This window comes from Leptospira terpstrae serovar Hualin str. LT 11-33 = ATCC 700639, assembly GCF_000332495.1.
GTDB classification, from domain to species: domain Bacteria; phylum Spirochaetota; class Leptospiria; order Leptospirales; family Leptospiraceae; genus Leptospira_A; species Leptospira_A terpstrae.
The window spans coordinates 497321-514094 of sequence record NZ_AOGW02000010.1; the positions used below are offsets into that span (position 1 = coordinate 497321).

Genomic DNA, 16774 nt, shown 5'->3' on the forward strand with positions numbered 1-16774 from the left:
CATTATTTGTAGCTCCTTACGGCCAGGTGGATGTTTTCATACTCGAGTTTTTCGCGGTGTTCTTCAGGAGCCTTTCCTTCTCCCTTATATTCCCAAGCTGTTACGTGGCAGAATTTTTCATCGTTACGTTTTGCTTCTCCATCTTCTGTTTGGTGTTCCTCACGGAAGTGACCTCCACAAGATTCTTCTCGTTTGAGTGCATCTAAACAAAGTAGCTCACCAAACTCTAAATAGTCGGCAACGCGACCCGCTTTTTCCAATTCTTGGTTGAGTTCAGATCCAGATCCGGCAACTTTTACGTTTTTCCAGAATTCATCCCGAAGTTCAGGAATTCTTTGGAGAGCGTCTTTTAGGCCTTTTTCGTTACGAGCCATTCCGCACTGATCCCACATGATTTTACCGAGTGCTCTGTGGAAATCGTCAGGTGTTTTTTTACCGTTGATTGCTAGGAGTTTATTTGTCATCTCACGAACACGGGCTTCTGCTTCTTTGAATTCCGGTCTGTCAGTAGAGATATTTTTATGACCTTCTCTTGCAAAATAATCACCAATGGTATAAGGAATTACAAAGTAACCATCCGCAAGTCCTTGCATAAGGGCAGATGCTCCAAGTCGGTTGGCACCATGGTCGGAGAAGTTTGCTTCCCCAAGAACATGTAGACCCGGAACATTTGACATAAGGTTGTAATCCACCCAAAGCCCACCCATTGTATAGTGAACCGCAGGGTAAATACGCATTGGAACTTTGTATGGGTTTTCCCCAGTAATGCGTTCATACATCTGGAAGAGGTTGTCGTAACGGTCAGCTACGACTGGTTCCCCTAATCTTTTGATGGAATCAGAAAAATCCAAATACACACCAAGACGTTTGTCTCCAACTTTGGGACCCACACCAAGACCATTATCACAAGCTTCTTTTGCAGAACGAGAAGAGATGTCTCGAGGTGCTAAGTTCCCGTAAGAAGGATATTTTCTCTCAAGATAATAGTCTCTTTCCTCTTCTGGAATTTCGTGTGGTGCACGAAGGTCATCCTTTTTCTTTGGAACCCAAACCCGTCCGTCGTTACGGAGAGATTCTGACATAAGAGTTAATTTTGATTGGTAATCGCCTGCTTGGGGAATACAAGTCGGGTGGATTTGCGTATAACAAGGGTTTGCAAATCCAGCACCTTTTTTGTAAGCTCTGTAAGTTGCCGTTACGTTAGAACCTTTTGCGTTGGTCGATAGGTAAAATACGTTTCCGTATCCACCAGAGGCAAGGATCACTGCGTCGCCCGCATGAGAAGAAATCTCACCGGTAACTAAATCGCGAACCACGATTCCTTTGGCATGACCATCAATGAGAACTAGTTCCAACATCTCTGTTCTTGGGTACATTTTTACCGCACCACGAGAAATTTGTTTTTCTAGTGCAGAATAGGCACCGAGTAACAACTGTTGCCCAGTTTGACCTTTGGCATAAAAAGTACGAGAAACTTGAGCTCCACCGAAAGAGCGGTTAGAAAGAGTTCCACCATACTCACGAGCAAAAGGAACACCTTGCGCAACACACTGGTCGATGATGTTCGTGGATTCATGAGCCAAACGATAGACGTTTGCTTCTCTTGCACGAAAATCACCACCTTTTACAGTGTCGTAGAACAATCGGTAAACAGAGTCACCGTCATTTTGGTAATTCTTTGCTGCATTGATACCACCTTGGGCAGCAATGGAGTGAGCACGCCTAGGACTGTCTTGGAAACAAAAAACAGATACTTGGTAACCAAGTTCTGATAGTGTTGCAGCAGCAGAAGCACCGGCAAGACCAGTTCCCACAATGATGACTTTATACTTACGTTTGTTTGCCGGGTTTACAAGTTTGATGTCTTGTTTATGTTTGTCCCATTTCTGTTCTAAAGGACCCGACGGAATTTTTGCATCTAATTTCATAACTTCTCCTAAAAACCCTTAACGGACATACCCGAGTAAAATCGAGATCGGCATGGAACAATTTCCCAAGAAAATGATAAGACCAAGTCCTGTGGATAGTTTCTGAATGGTGGGGTTGTGTTTTGGTGCAAGGATTCCCAATGTCTGAAACATTGATCCTAAAGCATGAGAAAAATGAAGAGCAAGGAAAACCATAAAAACGATATAGGATCCTGCAATGATTGGATTTTGAAATCCAAGGATGACCATTGCATACACATCATGAACCACATCGCCATTTTTGAGAATGTATTCGTGTGAGTAATGGTCTGGGTTAGTGAATCCTAAAGTAAAATGTGCAAGGTGGTACACAAGAAACGTAAGAAGAAGGAGTCCACTATAAGCCATGGTGCGCGAAGCAACAGAGGCTTGGATGGTTGATCCTTTTGCATAGGAAACAGGTCTTGCCGTTGTATTCTCAAATTTTAGGCGAATGGCTGTGAAGACATGTCCAAAAAAGGCCACGATCAAACCAATTCTTGCCACCCATAATAGGGGACCTAAATCCTTAAGAAACTTTGCGTAGGTGTTTAATTTTTCTGGTCCTTGGAAAACTTGTAAGTTTCCGACCATATGAACGATCACGAATCCAAACCAGATAAATCCAGTTATGGCCATTATGATCTTCTTTCCAATTGAGGACCGAAAGAAGTCTAGACTCAACGTCATTGAAAAGCTCCTGTAGAGTATAGGTGTAAATTTTTTCTCTTACGTCCAGTTTTAGACGGATTCCACTTCCCGTAAATTCATAAATCTGACCATAGATAAACTTACGAAATTGAGTTTGTTTCTCAATAGAAACAGGAAAGGATAGAAGCCACGAAAAGGAGTTGAGTCCGAGTCTGAAGCCCTCCATAGTTGCTAAATCTTGCAAAGAATTCGCAAAAGGAATATCCGAGGTCTATGGGGATGGAGTAGGGTTCCGGTTTTGGTTCTTTTTTGGATTCCCTTCCTTCTCTGTTCAAAACCAAGTGAAAATTTTCCGGAAAGTCGTAAGGCCTATTTAAAGGAAGTGGGATTGCCCATTCTGGTTACAATCCGTCCCCGCCATAAAATCAATGCGAAGGAATTGCAACTTTACATAAAAACAGAAAACCTAACGAATATTAGCATATCGAAATTTCAAATTCTGTTTTTTGCCGTAGACCAACAAAAACAAATTTTAATTCCTGAAGAGAAAAAGACTCCAGAACTAATTTGTTCGATCGACAAAACGATCCAACCAAATGTCATCATCAAATGCCATGTAGGTCCTTTTGTGTATGCGAATCTTTGGTCCTCCATTCAAATCCAATCCATTTCCTTTACTACTGAAGACCAAATTCGACACGTGATCAGTGAATCAGACTTAGACGACGTGACTGTTTGGTTATGAATTTAGGCAATCTTTTTCAGACTATTATTTTCTGAGACAATCAAAGAAAACAATTTAGAATCATTCCATTCGGGTTGACATCTTTTGCTTACATTTTAAAATCTCCAGACATTTATGTTTTCTAAATTAAAACAAGACATTCCTTCAGGCCTTGTCGTATTCTTAGTCGCTCTTCCTTTATGTTTGGGAGTGGCGTTGGCCAGTGGTGCTCCATTATTATCCGGTGTGATCTCTGGAGTGATTGGAGGCATTGTTGTTGGAATCCTTAGTCATTCCAATACTAGTGTCAGTGGACCCGCAGCAGGCCTTGTCACTTTGGTGTTAGCTGCCATTGCAGGTCTTGGTGATTATCGCACCTTTCTTCTTGCTGTTTTATTAGCAGGTTGTATTCAAATTTTGATTGGACTTTTACGCGGTGGGTTTATTGCAAACTATATCCCATCTAACGTGATCCAAGGATTACTCGCATCCATAGGAATCATCCTCATCTTAAAACAAATTCCGCATGCTGTTGGGTTTGATGTGGATCCAGAAGAAGATTTTATTTTCTTCCAAAAAGATGGTGAAAATACATTTTCTGAACTATTGAATCTATTCAAATACTTCTCTTGGGGAGCAGTGTGGATTGCAGTCTCGTCTTTAGCTTTGCTAGTTGGTTATGACAAAACCAAATGGAAACTTTTGAAATTTTTACCTTCTCCAGTCCTTGTGATTCTTTTGGGAATCTTTCTGAATGGCCTATTTCAAAACTATATACCTGAGTGGTATCTTTCTCAAAAACATTTAGTTTCCATCCCCAATATCAAAAATTGGGAATCGGTGTTTTTCTTTCCCAATTTTTCGGCGATCACAGAAACTAAGGTTTGGTATTTTGCCATCACGATTGCTGCCTTTGCTACCTTGGAAACCCTCCTAAATCTGGATGCCGTAGAAAGGATTGATCCGCACAAACGACTTGCTTCCCCTAACAGGGAACTAGTGGCCCAAGGGATAGGAAACTCTCTTTCTGGTTTGATTGGAGGTCTTCCCATTACCTCTGTCATTGTTCGAAGTTCTGTAAATATATATGCAGGTGCAGAATCTAAATTTTCCACAATCTTTCACGGAATTTTACTTTCCCTTAGTGTTCTTTTTTTTGGATCCTTCTTAAATTTAATTCCCTTATCTTCTTTAGCTGTGATTTTGATTGTCACTGGTTTTAAACTCACAAACTTAAACCTCTACCTAACCATTTATAAAAAAGGGATTTACCAATTCCTACCTTTCATCGCAACTATCTTCGCCATTATATTTACCGACCTTTTAACAGGTGTATTAATTGGTCTTTCGATCAGTTTTATTTTTATCCTAAAAAATAATTACAAAAATCCATTCTCCGTTGAAACGGAAACCTTAAATATTGGAGAAACTGTCCGAATCGAATTGCCAAATCAGGTTTCTTTTTTAAACAAAGCTTCTATCAAGGACACACTATGGGCAATTCCTGAAAATTCAAAACTCATCGTGGATGCATCCAATTGTAATTTCATTGACCATGATATCTTGGAAGTCTTGGAAGAATTCAAAACAGTAATTTCTGTTGAAAAAAAAATCCAATTGAATTTGATCGGACTGAAAGACTCATATGAACTCAGTGATCAGGTTCAGTTTGTAAATATTTTAGATAAGGAAGCTCAACAAAAACTGACTCCAGACGAAATCTTGGATTTCCTAAAACGAGGAAATGAACGGTTTGTCAAAGGGAAATGGTCGGAAAAATATTTCAAACACCAAGTCAATGCAACGGCTTTTGGTCAAAATCCCATTGCGGTAGTTCTATCTTGTATTGATTCAAGGACAAGTCCTGAAATCATTTTTGATGCAGGTCTTGGAGATATCATCTCAATACGTATTGCGGGAAATATTGTGAATGAAGAAATCCTTGGTAGTTTGGAGTTGTCTTGTGCAAAAATTGGAACAAAACTAATCGTTGTTTTAGGACATTCCAATTGTGGTGCAGTATCGAGTGCACTGTATGCACTTCGGGAAGGAAATATTGCTAGCATTACTAACAAAATTCAAAAAGCAATCGATGAATCTGAAAAAATCATCCATCCCATCCAAAAAGAAAATGAACATATTTTCAATCATGTTGTAAAAGCAAATGTGAAAAATTCTATCCAAGAGATACTATCGCACAGTCCCTTTCTTTCAGAAAAAGTAGGCTCAGAAGAAATTAAAATTGTCTCTGGTTTCTATGATACTTCGTCTGGAGAGGTTCAGTTTTTCGAATCGGTTTGAAACAAGTTTGAGGAAAAAAGAGGGGAGTTTTGATAAAAAAATCGGACTCCCCTTCCATGTTTATTTATTTACAGGAACAAACAATGGTTTGTATACGTTCCAATTGACGTAAGCAAGAAATGCATTCGCTACAACCACAAAAATACCCACAGGGATTCCTTCTGGTGCAATCGTTAGGTGGACCAGAAAAATATTTATAGCGATTGGTGCGATAACGATGGAAGCCAAAGGAACAAATCTACCAGTAAGGAAGGCAATTGCAACTACAAGCTCTGTCACTTTAATTAAAGTCATCAAATAACCTGAAGCCTTGATTCCATCGTTAAATATCTTTAAATTTCCAGTCGTTTCTGGTTGTTCAACCAAATTGAAGAGGATTACGACGGAAGAAAACAAGAACAATGCTCCAAGCAATATCCTAACAATTGTATACGCAATTTTCATACCATTTTCCTTTAGATGAGTTTATTTCTATACTAAGACTTTCCAAGGATCACCCTAGTTTTATGAATCATGAACGGAAACATTAAAAAGTCATCTAGTTTTCAAAGGATTCTAAATTTAACAAAGCGTGGACACTTTCTTAAATATTAGGGATTTTTACAATTCGCGATGCAATAAACTCGTTGTTTGGTGGAATTAATGATTAGGTCTCACTTATGAAATTTGGAATTCCATTTGTATTTATTTTGATTTTTTTACTGGTCCATTGTGTCACTTCCTCCCAAACGGAATCTCCCGAGCAGGGAAGATCAGGAAAATCACTACGACTTCAATATGCTCAAGAACTCGAAACAAAAGTATTGAAAGTGGGTCCAGCCCAAGAAATTTCTATAGGACAATTTGCACTCCAATCCTTCTCCAACACCAGTTCTCGTTTTTTCACAGTGAGTACTTTATCTCCTCTCAAATCAAATGAGCCTCTCGAACCGGGCGCCATTGTTTTGCGTAAGGTACAAGTAGACAGATCATTAGAATTTGAAGAAGGAACCACAAAATTCCACCATGCCACTTTTGCTTCCATCGTAGAATTTCTGGTGATAAGCTCCTCTGGGGAACCGCAACGCATTTTGGGACATTCGGAACAAATCACCTCGAGAACCATTCCTTTCAGTTTAGAAGATACAGAGTCAAAAGAAAAAATTGCCAATAGCATCCAATCCGCAGTGGAGGAAGGTTTACAACAGATTGTTTCTCTGAAAGATTTTCCCTCTATCTATAAAAGTCAGAATATGTTTCAGAGGTAATCCACCAAATGCCGATTTGTTTTTAAACCATGTGAGTGATCTAAAGTGTTACCGATGTGCCTTTCTATACAACACGGTCTGTACTAGTTTCATCCCTTACAAATTGATCTCACAACATCCTTTACAAACAAGAATTTAATTCTTCGATTCAGAACACGATGTACACACCAGGAGTGTGTCATGGCTTGGAAGGAGACAAACGTGTTTGAAGAAAGAATGAAATTTGTTGTCGCTTGGAAACGTGGTGGGTGGTCTCTCACTGACCTTTGTCATGAATTCAATATCAGTAGAGTGACGGGGTATAATGTATGCATAGGGAATCTTCATATTGAAGGCCATCGGATCTTTCTATCTTCCGCGTTAGCAGATGAAGAAGTTGGTTTAGAGGAAATCTCGGACAGGCATGTAAAGATTCATTTTTATGGAGTTAGCCTTGGTGTGATCGATTTGTATACGGGAAAGTTGTTGCATTTTAAAAATCCAATGCAATCCTCATTACCGTCTGAATCAGGATTTTAATGCATCTTTATGTAAAGTATGTATTGAGACAAAACTGTAAAGGATGTACGAGTACACTCAACACTCAATCACCTGTAATGTGACATAATACTAATTATGGGAAGTAACATGTTGCTTCATAATAGGAGGTATCCGAAAAAATAGAACTTTGAAGTCCGAACTTATTTTCCCTTGAAGATGAGAATACGGTTATTATCAAAATCGCTTACGAACAATAGTTTACCGACCATATAGACGCCATATGGATAAAAAAGTGTTCTGGCAGTTGGGGTCACTCCAGCAACTCCGGTCTGTCCATCGTCATTGGGAGTATTGTTTGTAAAATTACTTTGACCCAAAACTGTGTCCGCCGGTTGCCCGTTAGTCGTAGGAATCGTATTCCAGATTAATACCCGATGGTTATAACCATCACCTATAACCAACTGTGCTCCATTAGAAAATACATTATAAACACCACCTACAAAAAAGCCTCCTTCAGTTGCAGTAGAGACCGCACTTTCCATAGAAGACTGCCCCAAAACTAGATCCGCTGGTTGCCCGTTGGTCGTAGGAATCGAATTCCAAATCAATACTCTTCCGTTATATGAATCCGCAACAAATAATCTTGTCCCATCGCTCCAAACCCCTCCGGGAGTTGATAGAGAATTCGCAGTTGGCGTGGGTCCTCCCCGGTTGGGACTGCATGTAGTGAAATCAGCCTGGCCCAGAACAATATCTGCAGGAGTATTATTTGAAGTTGGAATTGTATTCCAAATCAAAACACGATGATGGCCTTCATCAGCGACAAACAATTTACCATTAGCAGTGGAAACCCCCTCACTCCCGGACAAATCAGTACTGGAGCAGGTACCAGCGCCGACCGTTGTAAAATTGGAAACACCTAATACAAGATCAGCCGCTACGTTTACAGTAGGTAAAGAATTGTAGATCAAATGCCTGTTGTTAGAGGTATCAGCAACAAATAACCGATCATTCGAGGAAGCAACATTCCATTGGTATCTAAAGGAGGTAGCCGTTGGAGGAATTGCCACTAAGGAAGAAACAAAATCCGTTTGTCCGATCACAAAATCGGCAGTGGCCCCATTCAATGTAGGAATCTGATGATAACCCAAAATTCGATGATTTCTGGAATCGGAAATATATAATTGATTACCACTGACAGTAACCGGTCCCGGTTGGTTCAAACTTGCACTTGACAAAGGGGTAGAAGAATTAGTCTCAAAATCAGGCTGACCAATTACTATGTCAGCGCGCTGGAAATTAGAGAATCTAGCTATATTTTTTGTCGTTGGGCCAACGCAATACGGAGCACTGTCACCAAGTAATTCCTTTAAAAATAATAATTCCAGATATTTTGAACTAGCAGGGTCACAAGGATTCCCCCATTCAATAGAAGAACAATCGATCAAACTGAGAAAAAGGAAAAGAGGCAGAAACTTTGGTTTGGCGAAATTCATTTTGATTTCAATCTTTGCTCAATCTTTTTTACCAAAACGGCGGATCTTCTTAGTAGTTTCCCGGAAAACGTAATTTCAATTCCTAGGGTTTTCCCTGTTTTTTAGACATTTCAGGCAATTTAGAATTTTGGCCAACGAATGTCGACCAATAAATAAGGTTCAGAAATTACAAGAAGGAGGCATAGTCCTTTCCATTTTCTCCAGGTCGGGGTCGGGTCATTCGCATTTGATGAAACATAACTGGATTAAGAAATTTCAGAAATTCCTCCTCTTATTTCAAAGAAATAGGAATCGATTTCTACTTTTTTCAGATTCAGTTTGATTTTGAAATTTTATCCAAATACCTAGCAAGATTTCCCACATGTTGTTTTCCACCTTCGATTGCTCCGTACTTTTCGTTCACTCGTTCTAGTTCAGCTTTACTTGAAAATAATTGTTCCATGATAAGATTAGTTCCTTCCCCTGCACTTTCAAAAACGATTTTTGAGTGAAAGTCCACATCCGCATCACCTTCTCCATCGCCGATATGTTTGTAAGTAATAGAATATGGTTGATTGATATCTAAAAATTGGATTTTATTTTTGTAATTATGTCCATCAGGACCATGCATTACAAAATCCCAGATACCACCGTTTGAAAAATCCAAACTATTGATGGTTAATGTAAAACCATCTGGTCCCCACCATTCCGTAAGGTGTTCACCTCTCGACCAAACCTCAAAAAGTAAATCCGCTGGTACATCAAAATAACGTTTATAAGTAACCTTGTTATTTTCGATTACTGTTTCTGTATTATTTTTTAACATTGGTTCTCTCCATTTTTAATTTAAGAACATATCGATCTAATTTATCTAAACGTTTGATCCATAGACTTCTGATTTCAATCATCCAATCTTCCAATTCCTTCATTCCAGTTTGGTCCAAACTGTAGATACGTTTCTGAGCCTCTTTTTTCATATGAAGTACCTTGGCTTCTTTTAGAACTTTCAGGTGTTGCGATATCGCCGGTGGACTCATTTGAAAATTTTGGCTAATTTCCGTGGAGGTTAGTTCCCCATTTTTTGCCACGAGCTTTACAATATCTCTTCTCGTTTCATCTGCGATGGCAGCAAAAGCATTCATGAAATACTTATAAAGATACCACTTAATTAAGTCAATACTTAATTAACAGTTTTCTAATGTTTTATACAAATACAAAGGTTGTTTGTTTTTCCAAACCAACTTAGGTGGAAAACATTCACCCAAAGAAAACAAAACATAACTTATCCAGGTTGGTTGGATTCTCTCTGAACAGAGGTTCTCCTTGTTCAAAATATATTTTTTAGAATCACTATGATTCTAATTTTAAAAATCAAATTTCCTTTTTTATCACACATATGTTTTTTTTATTGCAAACAAATCCCAAAGCGATGTCATTCTCTGTCAGTTGCGAATTACGGAACAATGTTCTCATAACAAGGTTCGGACAAAATACTAAATGAGGAAACAGATGACAACATCACTTCTTAGAAATCCTTCTGTTGTGGTCATAGGCGCTGGGATGACTGGCATCCTACTTGCGATTGAATTAGAAAAAGCGGGAATCACAGACATTACCATTTTAGAGAAAAAAAGTGACTTAGGCGGAACTTGGAGAGAAAATACCTATCCCGGTGTTGCTTGCGACATTCCTGCCCATATGTACACTTATAGTTTTGAGCCAAATCCCGAATGGAGCCACCGTTTTGCTCATGGAGATGAAATCCAAACTTACTTCAAAATGGTTAGCGATAAATACAAAGTGACTCCAAAAATTCACTTCAATGAGGCAGTGAGCGAAGCATCGTATCAGAATGGAAAGTGGACGACTAAAACCAACTTAGGTAAAACATACATTTCTGATTTTCTAATTTCTGCTACAGGAATTTTGCACCACCCTGCAAGGCCCAATATACCGGGGCTTGATTCCTTCCAAGGCAAATGCTTTCATACAGCGGAATGGGATCATACTGTAGAATTAAAAGGAAAACGAATTGGTATCATAGGCACAGGATCAACGGCAGCACAGGTCATTCCGGAAATGATAAAATTAGGGGAAAAAGTTTCCGTATTCCAAAGAACTCCCCAGTGGATCGTTCGCATCCCCGACACCAATTACACCGAAAAGGAAAAAGAACGTTGGAGAAAGGATGCAAATATCTTAAAACGATTTCACAAATGGTATACCTTTGCGGTAGAACAAACTTTTTCTAAAGCAGTGATCGGTAAAAAAATTCCGCATTTGCTTATGAGTTTTCTTTGCAAACGGAATCTACGAAATTCGATAAAGGATCCAGTGTTACGGGCAAAACTAACACCGAACTACCGGGTGGGTTGCAAACGTGTGATTGTAAATTCAACATTCTATGAGGCCATCCAAAAGCCTAATGCAGATTTAGTTACCGATGGTATTGAAAAAATTACGGAAAAGGGAGTTCTTACGAAGGATGGAACCCTTCATGAATTGGATGTTTTAATCCTTGCGACTGGATTTCATCCATTTAATTTCATGAGACCAATGAACCTAACAGGAAAAAATGGAGTTTCTATTGATACCGTTTGGAAAAAGAAAGTCCAAGCCTACCGATCGCTATTCATTCCACACTTTCCAAATTTTATTCTAATGCTCGGTCCCAACACTCCCATTGGAAATTTCTCTGTCATTGCCATGAGTGAAGTGCAAACTAAATACGTAATGAAAGTGATAAACGATTGGAGAAAAAAGAAATTTGACGAAATTGAAACCACAGAAGAGGCATTAAGACAATTTGCAGCTTACCTCAAAGCCGGTATGAGTCACACGGTATGGCTTGGTGGTTGTCAAAGTTGGTATTTGGATCCCGATGGCGATCCTGCGATGTGGCCTTATACTTGGAGTCGTTGGGAAAAGGAAATGAAAACACCCGATTACAAGGACTTTGCAATAAAAACTTTTTGATTCAAGTTTACAACCCTATACAACATCACTTCGGTCTCTAACTATAGAGACCGTTTTTTTTACCTGATACTATTTCTGTGAATTCTGTAATTTGGATTCGATGTCTTTCAATTTTTAATTTATGTCAAAGGTGTTAGTAGTTTCAATTTTCTTTGTTTTCCTTGCAGTTCTATAAAAACTGAATCAATTGACAAAATCCAAAATAATATATGGCTTTTTATCTCCATCTAACAAAGGAAGGATTGTTTCCAATACACCTTTAGAAACACCCACACAACCAGAGGTTGGTTTATCTTCAGTCCAAGGATGGATGAAAATCATACTTCCGAATCCTGGGTTTGCTGGCTTTGTATTGTGTTCGATCACAATAAATAAGTCATATATGTAAGATTCCCAAAGAGGAACTGCTCCTTTTTCGGAACGACTAATCAATTGATTGTAATTTTTGGAAGAAGGAGAATCACTCCAATGGTGATTTTTTCGAATTTGAGTGTATTCTAAATTTCGAATCTCTTTTTTTTGTTTGCCAACGATCCTTTTGAGCGGAAAAATTCCTGCCGGACTGAATCCATCCCCTTCTCGTTTATCGTTTCCAGAAATAAGACCATTTCGACCCAAACGCACGGGGATTTTTTCAAGAATCGCGACCCATTCGCCTTGGCGCATTGTATAAAAATCCAAATAACCAAAATTATCTTTGGAAGAGGCTGTGATGAAGAGAATTTGTTCTGAATTCCAATGTAGGTTTTGTGGCCCTTTTATTTCCTCCGTTCGGAGGGAAAAAAAGGGCAAAAGGAAGAAAAAATAGACGATGACCGCAGGAAAACGGTAGGAGAATGGGGAAAACAACTTGAATTTAAGGGAGAATCCTAGGAAAATGGAAGAAACTGCAGAGAAATTTTTAGAGTTTAGGTGCTTCAAAACTCGTGGAGACACGACCTGCTCCCCCTGCTGGGCTCGAACCAGCGACCCAATGATTAACAGTCATTTGCTCTACCGACTGAGCTAAAGGGGAATCTCGAATCTGTGACCATGCTACGTAGGAAGGTCGCTAGGTCAATGAAAAAAAATATTCAGAGCCAACAGAAATATTGAAAAAATTCTAAAAAATCAGGGAAGCGTGGCTTAAAAAATAGATGTTTCCAACTAAAGATTCCCTCATTGTGACATAATCCTCTCCGCTCCTGGTAGGGGAAAAAATAGAAATTGTATATGTTGTTGTAGATGGGGTCTGCATGAAAATTGAGAGGCATTTTACCAAAGGGAATAAGGGTCTATACCCGAATTTAACTTGGGTCCGTAAGGATTCTAAAATTACGAATACTGACGGGTCCGTTGTATTTGAGGCTAACGGAGTAGAAGTTCCAGATTTTTGGTCGCAAGTAGCAACAGATATCCTCGCGCAGAAATACTTTCGTAGGAAAGGTGTTCCCAAATATCTGAAGAAAGTTGCAGAAAAAGGAATTCCTGAATGGTTACAACGTTCGGTTCCGGACGATGAAAAACTTTCCGCACTCAATCCAGAAGACCGATTTGTCGGAGAATCTGATTCCAAACAAGTTTTCCACCGCCTTGCGGGATGTTGGACTTATTGGGGTTATAAATACGGTTATTTTACAGATGAAGATAGCGCTCGAGTCTTCTATGAAGAAGTTATTTTTATGCTCGCAAGCCAAATGGCTGCACCAAATTCCCCACAGTGGTTCAATACAGGACTCCACTGGGCTTATGGAATTGATGGGAAATCACAAGGACATTATTATGTGGATCCAAAATCGGGAAAATTGGTAAGATCTGCCTCTTCTTACGAACACCCACAACCCCATGCATGTTTTATCCAATCTGTGGATGATGACTTAGTCAATGAAGGGGGAATCATGGACCTTTGGGTTCGTGAAGCTCGCCTTTTCAAATACGGATCAGGAACAGGAACCAATTTCTCAAACTTGCGAGCTGCCAATGAATCGCTTTCTGGCGGTGGTAAAAGTTCTGGTCTTATGTCTTTCCTTAAAATTGGGGACAGAGCTGCTGGTGCGATTAAATCCGGTGGAACTACTCGTCGTGCAGCGAAGATGGTTTGTCTTGATATGGACCATCCAGACATCGAAGAGTTCATTGATTGGAAAGTTCAAGAAGAGAAAAAAGTGGCGTCTCTTGTTACGGGATCGATCCTTAACAACCGCCTCTTAAACGATATAATGAATGCTTGTTCTTCCGCCAAACAAACACTTGGCGAAGATGCATATGACCCAACTGCCAATTTAGATCTCAAAAAAGCGATCCAAAAAGCTAGAAAAGCATTTGTTCCTGACAACTACATCAAACGAGTGATCGATTTATCCAGACAAGGATACAAGGACCTACTCTTTGAAGAGTTAACTACAGACTGGCAGTCTGAAGCATACAATACAGTTTCTGGACAAAACTCCAATAACTCAGTAAGAATCACGAATGAGTTTATGGAAGCCGTCGAAAAAGACATCCCTTTTAATCTCTATTTTCGAACAGAAAAAGAGAGAGCTCGTGCCGCGGGACGTGAAGCAAAACCTTCTAAAACTCTACGTGCTCGTGACCTTTGGGAAAAAATTGCGAATGCCGCTTGGAACTCCGCGGATCCAGGAACACAATACCATAGTACAATCAATGAATGGCATACTTGTCCAGAAGACGGTACGATCAATGCTTCGAACCCATGTTCAGAGTATATGTTCCTTGACAATACAGCATGTAACTTGGCTTCCGCGAACCTTGTTAAATTCTTAAAAGAAGACGGAACCTTTGATGTCGAAGGATACCGTTACTTAAACAAAGTTTGGACCATTATCTTAGAAGTATCTGTGCTTATGGCGCAGTTCCCTTCCAAAGAAATTGCGGAACTATCTTACAAGTTCAGAACTTTAGGTTTAGGTTATGCCAACCTTGGTTCTCTTTTAATGATCATGGGAATTCCTTATGATTCACAAGAAGCAATGGCTGTCACTGGTGCGATTTCCTCTATCATGCATATGTCCTCCTATGCAACTTCTGCAGAAATGGCAAAAGAACTCGGACCTTTCGCTGGATACGAAAAAAACAGAGACCATATGCTCCGAGTGATTCGTAACCATAGACGTGCCGCTTACAATGCACCAAAAGAGGAATACGAAGGTCTGACCATCACTCCGGTGGGAATCAACCCATCGTTTCTTCCATCTTACTTACTCGAAGCAGCAAAAGAAGATTCTGACAGAGCATTAGAGCTTGGGGAATTGTATGGATATCGCAACGCGCAAGTGACTGTAATTGCTCCAACTGGAACCATTGGTCTAGTCATGGACTGTGATACAACAGGAATTGAACCTGACTTTGCACTTGTGAAATACAAAAAATTGGCTGGTGGTGGTTATTTCAAAATCATAAACCAATCAGTACCAGCTGCTCTTAAAAAGCTTGGTTATAGCCAAGCAGAACAAGATGCCATTGTAAACTACTGTAAAGGTCATGCTACTTTCAATGGAGCTCCGGGTGTGAACACGGCTCGTTTGAAAGAAAAAGGATTCACAGAAGATGTATTGGAAAAACTCGAAAAACAACTTCCATTTGTATTTGATATTCAATTCGCTTTCAACAAGTTTACGTTAGGTGAAGATTTCCTTTCCAAAACATTGGGAATTGATGCAAACGTTTACAACTCCATGAGTTTTAACCTTTTGGAAACATTGGGATTTTCTGCAGATGAAATTGCTCAAGCAAACGATTATGTTTGTGGAACAATGACAATCGAAAACGCACCTTTTATTAAAGAGAAAGATCTCCCTGTTTTTGATTGTGCAAACAAATGTGGAAAATACGGAAAAAGATTTTTATCTTATCAATCACATATCCGAATTATGGCTGCGGCTCAACCATTCATTTCGGGTGCTATCTCCAAAACGATCAACCTTCCCGAGGAGGCAACCATCGAGGATGTGAAAAACGCATACCTCATGTCCTGGAAAGTGATGATCAAAGCTAATGCGCTTTACCGTGATGGTTCTAAACTTTCACAACCACTTAACTCTGTATTCCAGTTGTTAAGTGCTGTGGGTGAAGAAGAGGAAGAACTTCAAGCTTCCTCAGCTCCAAAAACAGTAACAGAAGTTGCAGAAAAACTAGTTTATAAATACATTTCGGAAAGGAGAAAACTCCCTCACCGTCGTGCAGGATATACACAGAAAGCAATGGTCGGTGGACACAAAGTTTACCTTCGCACTGGAGAATATGAAGATGGCCAACTTGGCGAAATCTTTATCGATATGCACAAAGAAGGAGCGGCCTTCCGTTCTTTAATGAATGCATTTGCGATTGCGGTTTCTCTTGGCCTTCAACATGGAGTTCCTTTAGAAGAATTTGTAGAAGCATTTACATTCTTCAAATTTGAACCTAACGGAATGGTTTCTGGCAACCCTCATATTAAGATGTCAACCTCTGTGATCGATTACATCTTTAGAGAACTTGCCATTACTTATCTTGGTAGATACGACTTGGCACAAGTATCTCCAGAAGATCTAAGAACCGATGAAGTAGGAAGAAAAGCAGAACCTGCAAAGGATCTGGTGGGAAAGCAGGAAAGTAGCGGACTTCGTGCTCCGTTACAAGTTTCCCCTATTTCTATGAAGTCTGTATTGGAAGAAAAACCGGAACCTGTGGCAGTAGCTAGTGGGACAACACAGCCAACAGCTGCGCAGTCTGCAGCGGCAACACTCAAAATCATTGCCGAAGCAAGAACCAAAGGTTATACGGGAGATTCCTGTACAGAATGTGGTTCCTTTCAAATGGTACGTAACGGAGCTTGCCTCAAATGTATCTCATGCGGATCCACAACGGGTTGTTCCTAAAACCAAAACTAGTCCATCGCCAAATTCTAATTTCTAATTAGGGTTTGGCTCTTGAAAATTAAAAAGAGATCTCGAATTGAGATCTCTTTTTTTATCTAAAGCATTCAAAAAAATTAAG

The 16774-nt window shown here is 39.6% G+C and carries 12 protein-coding genes, 1 tRNA gene and 1 pseudogene; 6 read left to right on the top strand and 8 right to left on the bottom strand.

Annotated features, from left to right (window positions below):
* Window positions 1-2: 2 nt before the first annotated feature.
* Window positions 3-1928, bottom strand: coding sequence for a fumarate reductase/succinate dehydrogenase flavoprotein subunit (locus tag LEP1GSC203_RS10755; protein WP_002974313.1), 1926 nt, complete (start codon window positions 1926-1928; stop codon window positions 3-5).
* 18 nt (window positions 1929-1946) lie between these two features.
* Window positions 1947-2636, bottom strand: coding sequence for a succinate dehydrogenase cytochrome b subunit (locus LEP1GSC203_RS10760; protein WP_039937754.1), 690 nt, complete (start codon window positions 2634-2636; stop codon window positions 1947-1949).
* A gap of 259 nt (window positions 2637-2895) precedes the next feature.
* Here LEP1GSC203_RS10760 and LEP1GSC203_RS10765 point away from each other — a divergent pair, with 259 nt between their 5' ends.
* Together LEP1GSC203_RS10765 and LEP1GSC203_RS10770 are read left to right on the top strand one after the other, a co-directional pair.
* Entirely contained in the window at window positions 2896-3342 is a 447-nt protein-coding gene (locus tag LEP1GSC203_RS10765) for a hypothetical protein (RefSeq protein WP_002974010.1), read from the top strand.
* A 114-nt stretch (window positions 3343-3456) separates the two neighbouring features.
* Window positions 3457-5622, top strand: a complete 2166-nt coding sequence (locus LEP1GSC203_RS10770; RefSeq protein WP_002974106.1) for a SulP family inorganic anion transporter — start codon at window positions 3457-3459, stop codon at window positions 5620-5622.
* A gap of 60 nt (window positions 5623-5682) precedes the next feature.
* Here the strand turns inward: LEP1GSC203_RS10770 and LEP1GSC203_RS10775 are convergent, their stop codons facing one another.
* Window positions 5683-6066 carry a DoxX family membrane protein gene (locus LEP1GSC203_RS10775; RefSeq protein ID WP_002973737.1) on the bottom strand — a complete coding sequence of 128 codons (384 nt, stop codon included), beginning with the start codon at window positions 6064-6066 and terminating at the stop codon, window positions 5683-5685.
* Window positions 6067-6281: 215 nt separating this feature from the next.
* Between LEP1GSC203_RS10775 and LEP1GSC203_RS10780 the strand changes: the two genes are divergently transcribed.
* Entirely contained in the window at window positions 6282-6869 is a 588-nt protein-coding gene (locus tag LEP1GSC203_RS10780) for a hypothetical protein (protein WP_002973866.1), read from the top strand.
* A 312-nt stretch (window positions 6870-7181) separates the two neighbouring features.
* Window positions 7182-7388 (top strand): annotated as a pseudogene (locus tag LEP1GSC203_RS20145) (IS481 family transposase); the annotation flags it as partial.
* 161 nt (window positions 7389-7549) lie between these two features.
* Here the strand turns inward: LEP1GSC203_RS20145 and LEP1GSC203_RS10790 are convergent.
* From LEP1GSC203_RS10790 to LEP1GSC203_RS10800, 3 genes are all read right to left on the bottom strand, one after another.
* Window positions 7550-8845 (bottom strand): NHL repeat-containing protein, encoded by a 1296-nt coding sequence (locus LEP1GSC203_RS10790; protein WP_002974482.1) that lies wholly within the window; start codon window positions 8843-8845, stop codon window positions 7550-7552.
* Window positions 8846-9158: 313 nt separating this feature from the next.
* Window positions 9159-9650, bottom strand: a complete 492-nt coding sequence (locus LEP1GSC203_RS10795) for an SRPBCC domain-containing protein (protein WP_002974079.1) — start codon at window positions 9648-9650, stop codon at window positions 9159-9161.
* Window positions 9637-9966: an ArsR/SmtB family transcription factor gene (locus LEP1GSC203_RS10800; protein WP_002974301.1), complete on the bottom strand. Its 330-nt coding sequence runs from the start codon at window positions 9964-9966 to the stop codon at window positions 9637-9639. The genes LEP1GSC203_RS10795 and LEP1GSC203_RS10800 overlap by 14 nt, the downstream gene beginning before the upstream one ends.
* A 367-nt stretch (window positions 9967-10333) precedes the next feature.
* On the opposite strand from LEP1GSC203_RS10800, the gene LEP1GSC203_RS10805 reads away from it, so the two are divergent.
* Entirely contained in the window at window positions 10334-11800 is a 1467-nt protein-coding gene (locus tag LEP1GSC203_RS10805; protein WP_002973868.1) for a flavin-containing monooxygenase, read from the top strand.
* 183 nt (window positions 11801-11983) lie between these two features.
* Here the strand turns inward: LEP1GSC203_RS10805 and LEP1GSC203_RS19985 are convergent, their stop codons facing one another.
* Together LEP1GSC203_RS19985 and LEP1GSC203_RS10815 are read right to left on the bottom strand one after the other, a co-directional pair.
* Entirely contained in the window at window positions 11984-12736 is a 753-nt protein-coding gene (locus tag LEP1GSC203_RS19985) for a L,D-transpeptidase family protein (RefSeq protein WP_002974272.1), read from the bottom strand.
* 6 nt (window positions 12737-12742) lie between these two features.
* A tRNA-Asn gene (locus LEP1GSC203_RS10815) sits at window positions 12743-12815 on the bottom strand.
* 220 nt (window positions 12816-13035) lie between these two features.
* Between LEP1GSC203_RS10815 and LEP1GSC203_RS10820 the strand changes: the two genes are divergently transcribed.
* Window positions 13036-16656, top strand: coding sequence for a vitamin B12-dependent ribonucleotide reductase (locus tag LEP1GSC203_RS10820; protein ID WP_002974475.1), 3621 nt, complete (start codon window positions 13036-13038; stop codon window positions 16654-16656).
* Window positions 16657-16774: the final 118 nt, after the last annotated feature.

Coding starts and splice junctions, on each gene's coding strand:
- LEP1GSC203_RS10770 (WP_002974106.1), top strand. CDS start 3,457: ATGTTTTCTAAATTAAAACAAGACATTCCTTCAGGCCTTGTCGTATTC.
- LEP1GSC203_RS10780 (WP_002973866.1), top strand. CDS start 6,282: ATGAAATTTGGAATTCCATTTGTATTTATTTTGATTTTTTTACTGGTC.
- LEP1GSC203_RS10800 (WP_002974301.1), bottom strand. CDS start 9,966: ATGAATGCTTTTGCTGCCATCGCAGATGAAACGAGAAGAGATATTGTA.
- LEP1GSC203_RS10795 (WP_002974079.1), bottom strand. CDS start 9,650: ATGTTAAAAAATAATACAGAAACAGTAATCGAAAATAACAAGGTTACT.
- LEP1GSC203_RS10805 (WP_002973868.1), top strand. CDS start 10,334: ATGACAACATCACTTCTTAGAAATCCTTCTGTTGTGGTCATAGGCGCT.
- LEP1GSC203_RS10755 (WP_002974313.1), bottom strand. CDS start 1,928: ATGAAATTAGATGCAAAAATTCCGTCGGGTCCTTTAGAACAGAAATGG.
- LEP1GSC203_RS10790 (WP_002974482.1), bottom strand. CDS start 8,845: ATGAATTTCGCCAAACCAAAGTTTCTGCCTCTTTTCCTTTTTCTCAGT.
- LEP1GSC203_RS10775 (WP_002973737.1), bottom strand. CDS start 6,066: ATGAAAATTGCGTATACAATTGTTAGGATATTGCTTGGAGCATTGTTC.
- LEP1GSC203_RS10760 (WP_039937754.1), bottom strand. CDS start 2,636: ATGACGTTGAGTCTAGACTTCTTTCGGTCCTCAATTGGAAAGAAGATC.
- LEP1GSC203_RS10820 (WP_002974475.1), top strand. CDS start 13,036: ATGAAAATTGAGAGGCATTTTACCAAAGGGAATAAGGGTCTATACCCG.